General features: G+C 61.1%; 12 protein-coding genes, 3 tRNA genes and 1 riboswitch. Of the genes, 1 reads left to right on the forward strand and 14 read right to left on the reverse strand.

Going from position 1 to position 15,192, the window contains the following annotated elements; all coding sequences use genetic code 11:
- Positions 1–163 precede the first annotated feature (163 nt).
- The 7 genes from ATH90_RS22015 to ltaE all read right to left on the reverse strand — a co-directional run bounded on the left by ATH90_RS22015 (position 164) and on the right by ltaE (position 6,120).
- Positions 164–240, reverse strand: a tRNA-Arg gene (locus tag ATH90_RS22015).
- Positions 241–312: 72 nt separating this feature from the next.
- Positions 313–389: transfer RNA gene (locus ATH90_RS22020), tRNA-Arg, on the reverse strand.
- A 108-nt stretch (positions 390–497) separates the two neighbouring features.
- Positions 498–588: transfer RNA gene (locus ATH90_RS22025), tRNA-Ser, on the reverse strand.
- Between the two features lie 62 nt (positions 589–650).
- Positions 651–839: a carbon storage regulator CsrA gene (csrA, locus tag ATH90_RS22030; RefSeq protein ID WP_003175645.1), complete on the reverse strand. Its 189-nt coding sequence runs from the start codon at positions 837–839 to the stop codon at positions 651–653.
- A gap of 175 nt (positions 840–1,014) precedes the next feature.
- The gene (locus ATH90_RS22035) at positions 1,015–2,256 is read right to left on the reverse strand and encodes an aspartate kinase (protein ID WP_010208327.1); all 1,242 of its coding nucleotides are present in this window, start codon (positions 2,254–2,256) and stop codon (positions 1,015–1,017) included.
- A gap of 94 nt (positions 2,257–2,350) precedes the next feature.
- The gene (alaS, locus tag ATH90_RS22040; protein ID WP_098467258.1) at positions 2,351–4,969 is read right to left on the reverse strand and encodes an alanine--tRNA ligase; all 2,619 of its coding nucleotides are present in this window, start codon (positions 4,967–4,969) and stop codon (positions 2,351–2,353) included.
- Between the two features lie 146 nt (positions 4,970–5,115).
- Positions 5,116–6,120 carry a low-specificity L-threonine aldolase gene (ltaE, locus tag ATH90_RS22045; RefSeq protein WP_034108412.1) on the reverse strand — a complete coding sequence of 335 codons (1,005 nt, stop codon included), beginning with the start codon at positions 6,118–6,120 and terminating at the stop codon, positions 5,116–5,118.
- A gap of 190 nt (positions 6,121–6,310) precedes the next feature.
- Positions 6,311–6,480: riboswitch (FMN riboswitch) on the forward strand.
- A 113-nt stretch (positions 6,481–6,593) separates the two neighbouring features.
- On the opposite strand from ltaE, the gene ATH90_RS22050 reads away from it, so the two are divergent.
- Entirely contained in the window at positions 6,594–7,103 is a 510-nt protein-coding gene (locus ATH90_RS22050) for a 6,7-dimethyl-8-ribityllumazine synthase (RefSeq protein WP_034108415.1), read from the forward strand.
- 149 nt (positions 7,104–7,252) lie between these two features.
- On the opposite strand, the gene astE is transcribed toward ATH90_RS22050, so the two are convergent.
- The 7 genes from astE to ATH90_RS22085 all read right to left on the reverse strand — a co-directional run bounded on the left by astE (position 7,253) and on the right by ATH90_RS22085 (position 15,146).
- Positions 7,253–8,257 carry a succinylglutamate desuccinylase gene (astE, locus tag ATH90_RS22055; RefSeq protein ID WP_034108417.1) on the reverse strand — a complete coding sequence of 335 codons (1,005 nt, stop codon included), beginning with the start codon at positions 8,255–8,257 and terminating at the stop codon, positions 7,253–7,255.
- An 11-nt stretch (positions 8,258–8,268) separates the two neighbouring features.
- Positions 8,269–8,559 carry a hypothetical protein gene (locus tag ATH90_RS22060; RefSeq protein WP_003214319.1) on the reverse strand — a complete coding sequence of 97 codons (291 nt, stop codon included), beginning with the start codon at positions 8,557–8,559 and terminating at the stop codon, positions 8,269–8,271.
- Positions 8,560–8,597: 38 nt separating this feature from the next.
- On the reverse strand, positions 8,598–9,944 hold the full coding sequence (astB, locus tag ATH90_RS22065; protein ID WP_069078089.1) for an N-succinylarginine dihydrolase: 1,347 nt from the start codon (positions 9,942–9,944) through the stop codon (positions 8,598–8,600).
- A 174-nt stretch (positions 9,945–10,118) separates the two neighbouring features.
- The gene (gene astD / locus ATH90_RS22070) at positions 10,119–11,588 is read right to left on the reverse strand and encodes a succinylglutamate-semialdehyde dehydrogenase (RefSeq protein WP_164403604.1); all 1,470 of its coding nucleotides are present in this window, start codon (positions 11,586–11,588) and stop codon (positions 10,119–10,121) included.
- Positions 11,585–12,610: an arginine N-succinyltransferase gene (gene astA / locus ATH90_RS22075; RefSeq protein WP_034108422.1), complete on the reverse strand. Its 1,026-nt coding sequence runs from the start codon at positions 12,608–12,610 to the stop codon at positions 11,585–11,587. Before astA ends, astD begins: the two co-directional genes overlap by 4 nt.
- Positions 12,611–12,661: 51 nt before the next feature.
- Positions 12,662–13,681, reverse strand: coding sequence for an arginine/ornithine succinyltransferase subunit alpha (gene aruF / locus ATH90_RS22080; protein WP_003175655.1), 1,020 nt, complete (start codon positions 13,679–13,681; stop codon positions 12,662–12,664).
- Positions 13,682–13,925: 244 nt separating this feature from the next.
- A complete protein-coding gene (locus tag ATH90_RS22085; RefSeq protein ID WP_034108424.1) occupies positions 13,926–15,146 on the reverse strand; it encodes an aspartate aminotransferase family protein in 1,221 nt (406 codons plus the stop codon).
- Between the last annotated feature and the right edge of the window lie 46 nt (positions 15,147–15,192).

Below are 15,192 nucleotides of genomic sequence, written 5' to 3' on the forward strand. Positions count from 1 at the left end.
GGAAAGAACAAGCGCTTGCGAGCCAAAGCTGAGCATTGGCTGCATCTATGATCTGCGACGACGCAGCGGGAAAGGAAAACACATCGGAGCAGGAGAAAAAGATGAAATCCTGCACAAATCCCAGACGGCAAAAAGCCCGCACTAGGCGGGCTTTTTGTTTGTATGGTGCACTCGACAGGATTCGAACCTGTGACCGCTCGGTTCGTAGCCGAGTACTCTATCCAGCTGAGCTACGAGTGCAGATTGTGTTTTTAGACCAGATCACAACTGGTTGTAACCGAATCACCTGCATTGCTGCAACTGACTCTTAAATGGTGCACTCGACAGGATTCGAACCTGTGACCGCTCGGTTCGTAGCCGAGTACTCTATCCAGCTGAGCTACGAGTGCATTTGTTGCCGCGCATTATAGGCCGTTCAATCTCTATGTAAAGCTATTTTTTCGAGTAATTTCAACAACTTACCGAAAAAACCAGATTGCAACGTACTAAGCAAATAATGGCGGAGAACGGGGGATTCGAACCCCCGACACCCTTTTGAGGTGTACTCCCTTAGCAGGGGAGCGCCTTCGGCCACTCGGCCAGCTCTCCGCAACACGGGGCGTATATTAACCACGTTCATCCCCGTTTGCAAACATAAAAAACGATAAAAATTAAAGGCTTGGTTCTTCGTCCTTCTCTTTCTTGATCCGCAGGTAGATTTCCTCGCGGTGCACCGCTACCTCTTTCGGAGCGTTAACCCCAATACGTACTTGATTGCCTTTGACGCCGAGCACGGTCACGGTGATTTCGCCATCACCGATAATCAGGCTTTCTGCGCAACGACGAGTCAGAATCAGCATACCTTTCTCCTCACGCATTTCAGTTCAGGAACAACAGTCTGCAAAAAAAAGGCCTTCGACCCACAGCCAAAAAGGCCATAGCCCTACCGCCTAAGTATTGTCGAGCGCGCGCAAAAGAACATGCGCCCTACAAAAAAAGGAAAGGCGCGGTAAACCGCGCCTTCCAGGCACTGCATCACTCGCCCTGTCGGGCCGGAGCGTCCAACTCAAAAGCGGTATGCAAAGCGCGTACAGCCAGTTCCAGGTACTTCTCTTCGATCACCACCGAGACTTTGATTTCCGACGTGGAGATCATCTGGATGTTGATGCTTTCCTTGGCCAGGGCCTCGAACATGCGGCTGGCAACGCCGGCATGGGAACGCATGCCCACACCCACGATCGACACCTTGGCGATCTTGGTATCGCCGACCACTTCACGGGCGCCGATTTCCTTCGCCGTGTTCTGCAGGATCCGCTCCGCCGCATCGTACTCGTTGCGGTGCACAGTGAAGGTGAAATCGGTGGTGTTATCGTGCGAAACGTTCTGCACGATCATATCGACTTCGATGTTCGCGCCACTGATAGGGCCCAGGATCTTGAACGCCACGCCCGGGGTGTCTGGCACGCCACGGATAGTCAGCTTGGCTTCATCACGGTTGAAAGCGATACCGGAAATGATTGGCTGTTCCATGGATTCCTCTTCATCAATAGTAATGAGGGTGCCCGGCCCCTCTTTGAAGCTGTGCAATACGCGCAGCGGAACGTTGTACTTGCCGGCGAACTCCACCGCACGGATCTGCAACACCTTGGAACCGAGGCTGGCCATTTCCAGCATCTCTTCAAAGGTGATCTTGTCCAGGCGCTGGGCCACGGACACCACACGTGGGTCAGTGGTGTAGACGCCGTCCACATCGGTATAGATCTGGCATTCATCGGCCTTGAGCGCCGCTGCCAGTGCCACGCCGGTGGTGTCCGAACCGCCACGCCCGAGGGTGGTGATGTTGCCCTGCTCGTCCACACCCTGGAAGCCTGCTACAACTACCACGCGACCGGCTTTCAGATCCGTACGGATTTTCTGATCGTCAATCTGCAGGATGCGCGCCTTGGTATGCGCGCTGTCGGTAAGGATGCGCACCTGGCTGCCAGTGTAGGACACCGCCGGCACGCCACGCTTGTTCAGCGCCATGGCCAGCAAGGCGATGGTCACCTGCTCGCCGGTGGAGACGATCACATCCAGTTCACGCGGGAGCGGCTGTTGATCACCACTGATTGCCTTGGCCAGATCGATCAGGCGATTGGTTTCGCCGCTCATGGCCGACAGCACCACCACCAGGTCGTCGCCGGCATCGCGGAATTTCTTAACCTTGTCGGCCACCTGCTCGATTCTTTCGACAGAGCCGACCGAGGTGCCTCCAAATTTCTGTACGATCAAAGCCATTTCTAAGCCGCCTCAGCCCGTAAAGGGGCGCCTAATATCCAATCCACCAGCATTGAGCAGCCCGTGACTAGACCACGGGCCGATTAACAATGCCTTAAATACCTGCCTCGACAAACGGCACGGTCAGGGCCAGGGCCGCGTCCAGGGCTGCGGCGTCTACACCACCGCCTTGCGCCATGTCCGGACGACCGCCGCCCTTCCCGCCCACTGCCGCGGCGGCTTGCTTCATCAAATCACCGGCTTTGAGTTGGCCAGTCAGGTCCTTGGTTACACCGGCAACCAGAACGACCTTATCCTCATGGACACTGCCGAGCAGGATCACTGCGCGGCCGAGCTTGTTCTTCAACTGATCGACCAGGGCCAACAACGCCTTGCCGTCCTGACCATCCAGGCGTGCAGCCAGGACTTTCACGTCCTTGACGTCCACGGCCGAAGCCGACAGATCGTCGCCTGCAGCGCTGGCCGCCTTGGCCTGCAACTGCTCCAGCTGCTTCTCCAGGGCGCGGTTGCGCTCCAGCACAGCGGACAGCTTGTCGATCAGGTTGTCGCGGCTGCCCTTGACCAGGGTGGCCGCTTCCTTGAGTTGTTCTTCAGCCGCATTCAGGTAGGCCAGGGCCGCAGCGCCGGTGACCGCCTCGATACGGCGCACACCGGACGCCACGCCGCCTTCGCTGACGATTTTCAGCAGGGCAATGTCGCCGGTACGGTTGGCGTGGATACCACCACACAGCTCCACCGAGAAGTCGCCGCCCATGCTCAGTACGCGCACGCTGTCGCCGTACTTCTCGCCGAACAGTGCCATGGCGCCTTTGGCCTTGGCGGTCTCGATATCGGTCTCTTCGGTTTCCACCGGGGTGTTCTTGCGAATCTCAGCGTTGACGATGTCTTCCAGGGCCTTGATCTGCTCAGGCTTGATCGCTTCGAAGTGGCTGAAGTCGAAGCGCAGGCGCTGGCTGTCCACCAACGAACCCTTCTGCTGGACGTGCTCACCGAGCACCTGGCGCAGTGCAGCATGCAGCAAGTGCGTGGCAGAGTGGTTCAGCGAGGTGGCGTGGCGCACATCGGCGTCTACCTGGGTGTCCACCGGCGAACCGACGGTGAGGCTACCCGATGCCAGCACACCGTGATGCAGGAATGCGCCGCCGGTCTTGGTGGTATCACGCACGTCAAAACGACCTGAGGCCGCCTTGAGGAAACCGCAGTCGCCAATCTGGCCACCGGATTCGGCGTAGAACGGCGTCTGGTCCAGGACCACCACGCCGTCATCGCCTTCATTCAATACGTCAACCGACTGGCCTTCCTTATAGAGGGCAACCACTTTGGCCGCACCGCTGGTGGCTTTGTAGCCGGTGAACTCGGTGGCCACGTCAACCTTGACCAGGCTGTTGTAGTCCATGCCGAAGGCGCTGGCAGAACGTGCACGCACGCGCTGGGCTTCCATCTCGCGCTCGAAACCTTCCTCGTCGAGGGTCAGGTTGCGCTCACGGGCGATGTCGCCGGTCAGGTCCATCGGGAAACCGTAGGTATCGTAGAGCTTGAACACCACATCGCCCGGCACCACGGTGCCTTGCAGGTTGGCAAGGTCTTGCTCGAGGATCTTCAGGCCCTGCTCCAGGGTCTTGGCGAACTGCTCTTCTTCAGCCTTCAGCACGCGCTCGATGTGCGCCTGGTTCTGCTTCAGTTCCGGGAAGGCTTCGCCCATCTCGGCCACCAGGGCCGAGACGATCTGATAGAAGAAGCTACCGTTGGCGCCCAGCTTGTTACCGTGACGGCACGCACGACGGATGATACGACGCAGCACGTAGCCACGGCCTTCGTTGGACGGCAGCACGCCGTCGGCAATCAGGAAACCACAGGAACGGATGTGGTCAGCCACCACTTTGAGCGACGCCTGGTCCTCATTGGCGCAACCAATAGCCTTGGCGGCCGCCGCCAGCAGGCTCTGGAACAGGTCGATCTCGTAGTTGGAATGCACGTGCTGCATCACCGCACTGATCCGCTCCAGGCCCATGCCGGTGTCCACCGACGGCGCTGGCAACGGATGCAACACGCCATCGGCGGTGCGGTTGAACTGCATGAATACGTTGTTCCAGATCTCGATGTAACGGTCGCCGTCTTCCTCTGGCGAGCCCGGTGGGCCACCCCAGATATCGGCGCCGTGGTCGTAGAAGATCTCGGTGCAAGGGCCGCACGGGCCGGTATCGCCCATGGTCCAGAAGTTGTCGGAGGCGTACGGCGCGCCTTTGTTGTCGCCGATGCGCACCATGCGCTCAGCCGGGACGCCGACCTGCTTGGTCCAGATGTCGTAGGCTTCGTCATCGCTGGCGTAGACAGTGACCCAGAGTTTTTCCTTCGGCAGTTTCAGTACGCCGGTCAGGAAGGTCCAGGCGAAGTTGATCGCGTCTTGCTTGAAATAATCGCCAAAGCTGAAGTTGCCGAGCATTTCGAAAAAGGTGTGGTGACGGGCGGTGTAGCCGACGTTTTCCAGGTCGTTGTGCTTGCCACCGGCGCGCACGCACTTCTGGCTGCTGACAGCACGGGTGTAGGCGCGCTTTTCCTGGCCCAGGAAGCAGTCCTTGAACTGGTTCATCCCCGCGTTAGTGAACAGCAGGGTTGGGTCATTGCCTGGGATCAAGGAGCTGGAGGCGACACGGGTGTGACCTTGCTCTTCGAAGAAGCGAAGGAAGGCTTCACGGATTTCTGCGCTTTTCATTAGGTTCTTCCACGGAGTCTGCGGCCAAAGGCCAGTGCGCAACATCATCAGACGAAGCGACGGCAAAGGGCCGCATTATATCGGCCCTTTGCCGGTGGTACAGCGTGTTTATGCGATAGAAACAGTCAATTAGACGGTCTGCACTGTCATTTCCGGGAAAAGTCGACGAATGTCTGCACGACTTGCTCGATCTGCGCGCGGTTGACGTCCAGATGCGTGACCATGCGCAGGCGCGCCGCAGCGCTCAACTTGATCCCGCGCTCAGCCGCGAAGGCTTTCAAGGCCTGGGCCTGGTCGCCGATGTGCACATAGACCATGTTGGTTTGCACCGGCTCCACTGTGTAGCCGGCCTTGCGCAGCTCATCCCCCAGCCATTGCGCGTTGGCATGGTCGTCCGCCAGGCGCTGTACCTGGTGATCCAGGGCATACAGCCCCGCCGCCGCCAGCGAACCGGCCTGGCGCATGCCACCGCCCACCATCTTGCGCAGGCGCCGCGCCTTGGCGATCAGTGCCGTGGAGCCGCACAGCACCGAGCCGATTGGCGCGCCAAGGCCTTTGGACAGGCACACCGAGACAGAATCGAAATGCTGGGCAATCTCCCGTGCATCCACCCCCAGCTTGACCGCCGCGTTGTACAACCGCGCGCCATCCAGGTGCAGGGCCAGGCCATGCTCACGCGTGAACGCGCGGGCGTTCGCCAGGTACTCCAGCGGCAACACCTTGCCTTGCATGGTGTTCTCCAGCGCCAGCAGGCGAGTGCGGGCGAAGTGGAAGTCGTCGGGCTTGATGGCTTCGCGCACGTGGTTCAGGTCCAGGGAGCCGTCCGCCTGCACTTCCAGTGGCTGGGGCTGGATCGAACCGAGCACGGCCGCCCCGCCGCCTTCGTATTTGTAGGTGTGGGCCTGTTGGCCGACGATGTATTCCTCACCGCGTTCACAGTGGGCCATCAACGCCAGCAGGTTGCTCATGGTGCCGGTGGGCACGAACAACGCGGCGGCGAAACCCAGGCGCTTGGCCAGTTCGGCCTCCAGGCGATTGACGCTGGGGTCCTCGCCATAGACGTCATCGCCGCTGACGGCATTGGCCATCGCGTCGAGCATGCCGGGGGTGGGTTGGGTCACGGTGTCGCTGCGCAGGTCGATCACAGTCATGAAACAGGCCTCTGACAGATTGGATAAGTCTTTTTGTGAATGATTACTGCGGGCAACGCCGCGGAATATCAAGCCCCATCGGTATTCAATCGAATACCAACCAAACAAACCGATATAGGGTATCGATACGGCAACCGTGCAGTTTTTGAAAAACCATGTTAAAAACTCTCCGCCGCCAGGGTTCTGGCGGCAACGTTCTCAGGGCGGGGTGCAATTCCCCACCGGCGGTAATTGCACGCAATGTGCATAGCCCGCGAGCGCTTGGCGCCTCGAACTGCTCACGCAGGACGGCGACAAGGTCAGCAGACCCGGTGTGATCCCGGGGCCGACGGTCATAGTCCGGATGAAGAGAGAACGGGATTGGCACCTAAGGGCCGCACACTGACCTCATGCTTGCATGACGCAGCGGTTCGTACCCTTAAATCCCATTCGATTCATAACGCCCTGTTTTTTTCTTAAACAGGAGTCAGAACATGCAACCCACCGCAATCGACAGCAAAAGCAAACACCACCACGGCGAGCGCGTCGCGTTTATCCAGGCCTGCTGGCACAAGGATATTGTCGACCAATCGCGCAAAGGCTTCCTCGCGGAAATGATCGCCCAGGGCTATCAGGAATCGGACATCGATTTCTTCGAAGTCGGCGGTGCCTTTGAAATGCCCCTGCACGCCAAGCTGCTGGCCAAGACCGGCCGTTACGCCGGTATCGTCGCCGCCGCGCTGGTGGTGGACGGTGGCATCTACCGCCACGAATTCGTCGCCCAATCGGTGGTCAGCGGCCTGATGCAGGTCCAGCTGGAAACCGAAGTGCCGGTGTTCTCGGTGTCCCTGACCCCGCACCACTTCCACGCTGGCAGCGAGCACCACACCTTCTTCTACGAACACTTCGTGCACAAGGGCCAGGAAGCTGCTCGTACCTGCGCCGACACCCTGCACAAAGTGCGTGCGATCCGTCGTAGCGAGCCGCGTGCGGTAGCGGTCTAAACCCAACCCCCAGGCCCAGCCTCAACGCTGGGCTTGTGTGGAGGCGGGCCTTGCCTGCGATAGGATCAACTCGGCCTGCCAGGTGGACCGAGGCGATGCCATCGCAGGCAAGCCAGCGCCCGCATTTGGGTCCCGGTCAACCTCGGGACTCAGGCCAGGCCAGCGTCCGTGGTCGGCACGATCAATATCCCTGCTCGCAGACCATTCTTCACCTTCGGGTTGGGGAAGATGATGCGCGCCCCCTCCTCCTCGATCACCCAACGCGTCTTGGCCACGTCTTCGGCCAGCAGATAGCCCTGGGCCAAGGGTGAAAAGTTTTCCACGTCCGCCGGCAGGTGCAGCAGGAAGGCATCGCTGTGCTTGATCACCTCACGGGAGACGGCGAAGAGTTGCAGGCCTTCGAGGCTCTCGGTGTGTGGCTCGTTGCCTTCGATGATCTGCTTCAGGCGCGTTTCCAGGCGGGACACGTCCACGCCCTGGTTATGCCCGAACGGCCGCGCCTTGCCCAACTCCAGGGTAAAGGCTTCGGCTTCCAGCTGTTCATAGGTAAACGCGGTGAAGGTGATCGAGGTCTTGTTCTGCAGCAGCACCGCTTGCAGGCCAGCAGCGTTCAGGCGCGCCAGTTCATGACGTGAATGCTGGCGACCTTCCTTCCACGGGTACAAGGCGAACTGCTCGATCTTCGAGCCACGAATGGCAGTGTGCAGGTCGTAATGCAGGCGCGAACGGCCCGGCAGGCTGAAGAAGCTGCGAGCCAGTTGCTCCAACTCGGCGGCGCGCATGGCCTCCGGGCCGATGTTTTTTTCATGCCGGCCGTTGAACAGCCGGTTGACGTCCAGTTCAAGGTAACGCTCACCGCGGCGCATGGCCTCGGGGTTGCCGAACAGGAACAGAATACGGGAACGGGGCTTGATCTCCCCACGGGCGATACCCTGCAACAGGCGGTCGAGCAGTTCGATCGGCGCCGTTTCGTTGCCATGGATGCCGGACGACAGCAGCAAGTCGCTGCCGTTGTCCTTCGCTTCAGGTGGGCGCACTTCGAGCGCGCCCTCGCTGAGCCAGCGCATCTGCACGCCGTCGACAGTCAGTTGAATTTTTTGCGCCGGTTCGCGACCGGCGAGGGTCAGTTCAAGCAGTTTGCCGAGGGCGAGCATAAGCAGCTTCCTTAGTGGTTGCAGCCAGGACCGTGGACGTGATCGTCGTCATCACCTTCGACGTCGGCCGGTTCCATCTCCAGTTGCAGACTCATCAGGTTGGTGGCCAATGGGCGCATCAGGAGGTTGGCGTACTCGGCGTCGCCCTCTTCCACATCCACACCGATCAGCAGTTGACCACGGCCGTCGTGCTGGATCCAGATCTCCTTGCCCTGCCAGACCACGGCGACGCGGGTGCAGGAAGTTTCCAGCTGGGTGCCGTCGGTGTCTTCAAGAATCAGTTTCAGGGTATCGGTGGTCATAAAGTAGCTCTCAGCATAGGGCGTAAAAGAAGGTGGCGTTAATTGATCTGGAAAGGATAAACCGAGCCCAGTTTAAGGATTTGCGTCAGTTCATCCAGTGCCGTCCGGCATTCAAGCAGCAATTGCGGGTCAGCCAGGTCGCTTTCGCGCAGGCTGTCGCGGTAGTGCTTGCCGACCCATTGGGTCAGCGTGTCGTACAGCGGCGCGGTCATGATAACGCCTGGATTCACCGCCGCCAGTTCCGTTTCGTTCAAGGCTACGCGCAAGCGCAGGCAGGCCGGGCCACCGCCGTTCTGCATGCTTTGCTTGAGGTCGAAGACTTTAACTTCGCGGATCAACCCGCCGGAAGCGGTGAGACCTTGCAGGTATTGCCAGACGCGTTCGTTGGCGCGGCACTCTTCCGGTACGATCAGCAGCATCGAACCATCGGCGCGGCTCAGCAGCTGGCTATTGAACAGGTAGGAACGCACGGCGTCCTCGACGCTGACCTGGGCACGGGGTACGCACACCGACTGGAAGTTGCCGCCCAGCTTGCCCAGCTTGCCTTGCAGCTCGCCCAGCATCTGCTCGGTATTGAGGAACGCATCCTCGTGATAGAACAGCACTTCGCCGTTGCCCACCGCGATCACGTCGTTGTGGAACACGCCGGCATCGATCACCGCCGGGTTCTGCTGGGCATAGACCACGCCCGCGTCCGCGAGGCCGTGCAAGCGTGCAACCGCCTGGGACGCTTCGAGGGTCTGGCGTGCGGGGTACTTCTGCGGCGCCGGGTAACGGGCGTCGAACGCACTGCGTCCGTACACGAAAAACTCTACACCCGCCTCGCCATAGTCACGGCAGAAGCGTGTGTGGTTGGCCGCGCCTTCATCACCGAACTGCGCCACCGCCGGCAACGCGGCGTGATGGGCGAAGTGTTTGTCATTGGCGAACATCGCCCCCAGCACGCGACTGGTGGTGGGGTGTTCGATGCTGCGGTGGTACTTGCAGTTGAGGTTGGCGGCAGTGAAATGCACGCGACCATCAGCTGTGTCGGCACTCGGGCTGACGGTGGCGGCGTTGGCCACCCACATGCTCGACGCCGAGCAGCTCGCGACCAGCAGCGGCATGGCGTGCTTGGCCGCTTGCTGGATGACCTGGGCGTCGGTGCCACTGAAACCGAGGTTGCGCAAGGCGGCCACATCAGGACGTTCCTGGGGCGCCAACACACCTTGCACAAAGCCCATGTCCATCAGGGCTTTCATTTTCTGCAGGCCCTGCAACGCCGCTTCCTTCGGGTTGGAAGACTGCTGGCTGTTGCTCTGGGACGCGACGTTGCCGAAGGACAAACCGCCGTAGTTATGGGTCGGCCCCACTAGACCGTCAAAATTGACTTCATAGGATTTCATCGGCGAGGCTCCACGAACATCTGTTTTTATAGGCATCTGGTGCAGGTCTGTATCTGTTAACCCGATCAACTGTGGGAGCTGGCTTGCCTGCGATCCAGGCGACTCGGTCGCTCAATCAAACCGAGGTGGCGCCATCGCAGGCAAGCCCGCTCCTACACTCGCCCGCTCCCACATTTAGACCAGCGTAATACCGGGGGTCAGCGTGGCGGGAACCACCAGGCTTGGCGTTTCCAGCGAGGCCACCGGGTACGCGCAATAATCCGCCGCGTAATAGGCACTGGCGCGATGATTGCCCGACGCCCCTACCCCACCGAACGGCGCAGTACTGGCGGCGCCGGTCAGTTGTTTGTTCCAGTTGACGATACCGGCGCGGCTTTCCAGCCAGAACTGCTGGTAGCGCGCTTCGGAATCCGACAGCAAGCCCGCGGCCAGGCCGTATTGGGTGTTGTTGGCCTCGGCAATCGCCGCTGCAAAATCAGCGTAGCGGATCACCTGCAGCAGCGGGCCGAACAGTTCTTCGTCCTCACGCTCGGTCACGCCCGTCACGTCGATGATGCCAGGGGTCAGCAAGGCAGCCTGGTCCCGAGGCTGGGTCATTTCCAAAAGCGCCACGGCGCCGTTGGCCAGCATCAGTTCCTGAGCGTCCATCAGGGCTTTGGCGGCGGCGAGGGAAATCACCGAGCCCATGAACGGTGCTGGCTGCTGGTCAAACGCGCCGACTTCAATCGTTGCGCTGACCGCCACTAGGCGCGCCAGCAACGCATCACCCCAGGCGCCTTCCGGCACCAACAGGCGACGGGCGCAGGTGCAACGCTGGCCGGCAGAGATAAATGCCGACTGGATAATGGTGTACACCGCCGCATCGACGTCCGCCACTTCATCGACCACCAGTGGGTTGTTACCGCCCATTTCCAGGGCCAGGATCTTGTCCGGGCGCCCGGAGAACTGCTGGTGCAGGTGGTTGCCAGTACGGCTAGAGCCAGTGAAGAACAGCCCGTCGATGCCGGGGTTGGCCGCCAGGGCGATGCCGGTTTCCCGCGCCCCTTGCAGCAGGTTCAGGACACCCGCCGGCAGGCCGGCTTCGATCCAGCACTGCACGGTCAGCTCGGCGACTCGTGGGGTCAGTTCGCTCGGCTTGAACAGCACGGTGTTACCCGCCAGCAAGGCCGGGACGATGTGCCCATTGGGCAGGTGACCCGGGAAGTTGTAAGGCCCGAACACCGCCACCACACCGTGTGGCTTGTGACGCAGCACGGCGGTGGCGTCGCCCAGCGGGCCGCTCTTTTCGCCGGTACGCTCGCGGTAGCTCTGCACCGAGATCGCGATCTTGTTGGCCATGCTGGTGACTTCGGTGGCTGACTCCCACAGCGGCTTGCCGGTTTCCTCGCCGATGCAGCGGGCGATGTCATCGGCACGGCGTTTGAGCGTGGCCGCGAAGGCCTCGAGCACGCTGATGCGCTCTTCCAGTGGGCGCCGGGCCCAGGCCGGGAATGCCTGGCGTGCGGCCTGTACGGCGGATTCGACCTGCTCGGCAGTGGCGCCATTGCCGGCCCACAGCACCTGCTGGGTCACGGGGTTGCGCGACTCAAACAGTTCACCCTGGCCAGCCAGCCAGCTACCTGCGATATACAGCGAATTCATTATTTCGACTCCCGAGCAGCGGACAACGGTACAGCGCGCACTTGATCACCCACCACCAACTGCAGGCGCTTGGCGGTCTGTGGATCGACCACCAGCGTGCCTGCCGCCAGTCGGGCCGGTGCGGCGGTCATGCGGCAATCCTCGCGCTTGCGGTTATGGATCAGGAACGGCGTAGCGTCGTCCCCCGGTGTGCCGATCGCCAGTACCAGTGACTGGCTGTCGCGCACGGCGCGTATCTTGGTGGTTTCACACTCAACTGCAGGGCCGGCGTCGAAGATGTCGACGTAGCCCTGGTAGCTGAAACCTTCGCTCTTGAGCATGCTCAGCGCCGGCTCGGTGTCCGGGTGGACCTTGCCGATCACATTGCGCGCATCCTCGGACAGGAAGCAGCTGTACAGCGGAAACTTCGGCATCAATTCAGCAATGAACGCCTTGTTGCCCACGCCGGTGAGGTAGTCGGCCTGGCTGAACTCCATCTTGAAGAAGTGCCGGCCCAGGCTCTCCCAGAACGGCGAACGCCCTGCGTCATTGGACACACCGCGCATCTCGGCGATGATTTTGTTGCCGAACAACTGCGGGAACTCGGCGATAAACAGCAGGCGCGCCTTGGCCAGCATGCGGCCGTTGAGGCCGGTGCGGTAATCGGCATGCAGGAACAACGAGCACAGCTCGGAATTGCCAGTCAGGTCGTTGGCCAGGAACAGCGTCGGAATCTCGCGGTAGATATTCAGCTCCTGGGAGGCGCTGACGGTGAGGCCGACCCGGAAGTTGTACCAGGGCTCACGCAGCCCCACCGCACCGGCGATGGCGGAAATGCCCACCACGCGGCCTTCGTCGTTTTCCAGCACGAACAGGTAGTCGGCATCGCCGCGCCCGGCGTCGCCGCGAAAGGTTTTTTCCGCCCAGCCCACGCGGTGGGTCAGGCGCTCTTCGTTGGCCGGCAAGGTGGTAAGGCCGGTGCCGGTGCTGCGCGCCAGATCAATCAGGGCCGGTAAATCGCTGCTGCGTACGGGACGAACGATCATGCTATCTCCTCGGACGGGCCGCTGTTGTCAGCCACCCGCGAAACTCTCTTTTTAAACCGCTACCAGGCGCACGCTGGCGCCTTCGCCAACACCCAGGGCTTCGGCCGCTGCGAGGTCCAACGTCACCGGTTTGCCCGGCGCGTAGTCCAGTTCCAGCATCACCGCGCGGTAGTCCTGCAACTGTGCATTGCTCACCAGGTACTGGCGACCAACACCCTTGACCATCTCACCGATCTTCACCGGCACTACGCGGCTCTGGGCGATCGAGCGAATGCCCGATACCCGCGCGTGCAGCGTCGGGCCACCGTCGAAGATGTCGATGTAATGGTCGGTCTCGAAGCCTTCGCGCATGAGGATGTCGAAGGTGATCTGCGCACGCGGGTGCACCTGGCCCATGGCTTCCTGGGCTTCGTCCGGCAGCAGCGGCACATAGATCGGGTAGTGCGGCATCAGTTCGGCGAGGAATGTACGGCTTTTCAGCCCGCACAGGCGCTCGGCGGCGGCGTAGTTGAGGTCGAAGAAGTTGCGGCCGATGGCGTCCCAGAACGGCGAATCACCGTTCTCGTCGCTGTAGCCGACGATCTCGGTTACCACAGAGTCGGCAAAGCGCTCGGGGTGGCTGGCGACGAACAGCAGGCGGCCACGGGAATTGAGTTCCGACCACGGCGAACCGACCAGTTCCGGCACCACGTAGAAACTGGTGAGCAGGCTGTTGCCGGTGAGGTCGTGGCACTGGGAGAGCACGTGGATCTTGTTGTGGATCTTCAGCTCGCGGGAAGCGTGCACGAAGGTTTCGTTACGGAAGCTGTAGAACGGCTCCGAGTAACCCGCCGACGCGACGATGGCCGAACAGCCGGCGAGCTTGCCGGTCTCGGTGTCTTCGAGCACGAAGAAATAGCTCTCTTCACCATTGAAACTGACCTCGGCCGCGAAAGACGCTTCACTGGCGGCGATCTTGTCGCTGAGGCGTTCCACATCGTCCGGCAAGGAGGTGACACCAATCGGGCTGTCCGCAGCCAGACGCTGTACCTCGCCCAGATCAGCCATTTGCGCGGGGCGCATCACCAGCATGGTGTCACTCCTTAACTCGAAAACTCACAGGAAAAAATGCCGGACACGAGACCTGCTCACACGGCTCTCACTGTGTAAGCACATCCATGTGGGAGCCGGGCTTGCCCGCGATGACGGTGTATCAGTCAACACAGATGTTGCCTACGGCACCGCCTTCGCAGGCAAGCCAACTCTCACATTTGACCCGGTCCGGCCTTAAGAATTTGTGTTCGGTGCCGGAATCGCTCAGGCACCGAACGGTCCATCACGCTTGCGTCAACGTCTTCACAGCACGTTCAAAACGGTCCAGGCCTTCGTTGATGTCCGCCTCTTCCACCACCAGGCTCGGGGCAAAACGCACCACGTCCGGGCCGGCTTGCAGGATCATCAGGTTTTCTTTCTCGGCCGCGTTGAACACGTCCTTGGCCTTGCCCTTGAACGCGTCGCTCAGCACGCAACCGAGCAGCAGGCCCATGCCACGCACCTGGGTGAAGATGCCGTATTGCTTGCCGATCTGCTCCAGGCGCGCCTTGAACAGGTCGTGCTTGGCGTTGACGCCGGCCAGCACCTCTGGCGTGTTGATCACGTCGATCACGGCTTCGGCTACCGCGCAGGCCAGTGGATTGCCGCCGTAGGTGGTGCCGTGGGTGCCGACCACCAAGTGCTTGGCCAGGTCTTCACGGGTAAGCATCGCGGCAATCGGGAAGCCGCCGCCCAGGCTCTTGGCGCTGGTGAGGATGTCCGGCACCACGCCATAGTGCTGGTAGGCAAACAGGTGGCCGCTGCGACCCATGCCGGTCTGCACTTCGTCGAACACCAGCAGTGCGTTGTTGGCGTCGCACAGTTCCCGGGCGCCTTGCAGGTAGGCCAGTTCGGCCGGCAGTACGCCGCCTTCGCCCTGAACCGGCTCCAGCACCACGGCGCAGGTCTTTTCCGACACGGCGGCTTTCAGTGCCTCCAGGTCGTTGTAAGGGACGTGGGTAATGCCAGTGATTTTCGGGCCGAAACCATCGGAGTACTTGGACTGGCCACCGACGTTGACGGTGAACAGGGTACGGCCGTGGAAGCTGTTCAGCGCGGCGATGATCTCGTATTTCTCAGTACCGAAACGGTCGAACGCGACGCGACGGGCCAGCTTGAACGCGGCCTCGTTGGCCTCGGCGCCGGAGTTGCAGAAGAACACGCGCTCGGCAAACGTGGCGTCGATCAGCTTGTGGGCCAGGCGCAGGGCCGGCTCATTGGTGAAGACGTTCGACACGTGCCACAGCTTGTTGGCCTGTTCGGTCAGCGCACCGACCAGCGCCGGGTGGGCGTGACCCAATACGTTGACCGCGATGCCGCCGGCAAAGTCGATCAGCTCTCGACCCGCCTGGTCCCATACACGCGAACCTGCGCCACGCACGGGAATGAAGGCAGCAGGTGCATAGTTGGGAACCATGACCTGGTCGAAATCGGCACGTTGCACCGGGGCTTGCTCAACGGACATCGGAGTCTCCTGAAGAGGAACGCCTGCCTGGAACTGGCGGGCGATG

The sequence above is a fragment of the Pseudomonas lurida genome (assembly GCF_002563895.1).
GTDB lineage: Bacteria > Pseudomonadota > Gammaproteobacteria > Pseudomonadales > Pseudomonadaceae > Aquipseudomonas > Aquipseudomonas lurida.

Coding starts and splice junctions, on each gene's coding strand:
- astA (WP_034108422.1), bottom strand. CDS start 12,610: ATGATCGTTCGTCCCGTACGCAGCAGCGATTTACCGGCCCTGATTGAT.
- astE (WP_034108417.1), bottom strand. CDS start 8,257: ATGCTCGCCCTCGGCAAACTGCTTGAACTGACCCTCGCCGGTCGCGAA.
- ATH90_RS22050 (WP_034108415.1), top strand. CDS start 6,594: ATGCAACCCACCGCAATCGACAGCAAAAGCAAACACCACCACGGCGAG.
- aruF (WP_003175655.1), bottom strand. CDS start 13,681: ATGCTGGTGATGCGCCCCGCGCAAATGGCTGATCTGGGCGAGGTACAG.
- ATH90_RS22085 (WP_034108424.1), bottom strand. CDS start 15,146: ATGTCCGTTGAGCAAGCCCCGGTGCAACGTGCCGATTTCGACCAGGTC.
- ltaE (WP_034108412.1), bottom strand. CDS start 6,120: ATGACTGTGATCGACCTGCGCAGCGACACCGTGACCCAACCCACCCCC.
- ATH90_RS22035 (WP_010208327.1), bottom strand. CDS start 2,256: ATGGCTTTGATCGTACAGAAATTTGGAGGCACCTCGGTCGGCTCTGTC.
- astB (WP_069078089.1), bottom strand. CDS start 9,944: ATGAAATCCTATGAAGTCAATTTTGACGGTCTAGTGGGGCCGACCCAT.
- alaS (WP_098467258.1), bottom strand. CDS start 4,969: ATGAAAAGCGCAGAAATCCGTGAAGCCTTCCTTCGCTTCTTCGAAGAG.
- ATH90_RS22060 (WP_003214319.1), bottom strand. CDS start 8,559: ATGACCACCGATACCCTGAAACTGATTCTTGAAGACACCGACGGCACC.
- csrA (WP_003175645.1), bottom strand. CDS start 839: ATGCTGATTCTGACTCGTCGTTGCGCAGAAAGCCTGATTATCGGTGAT.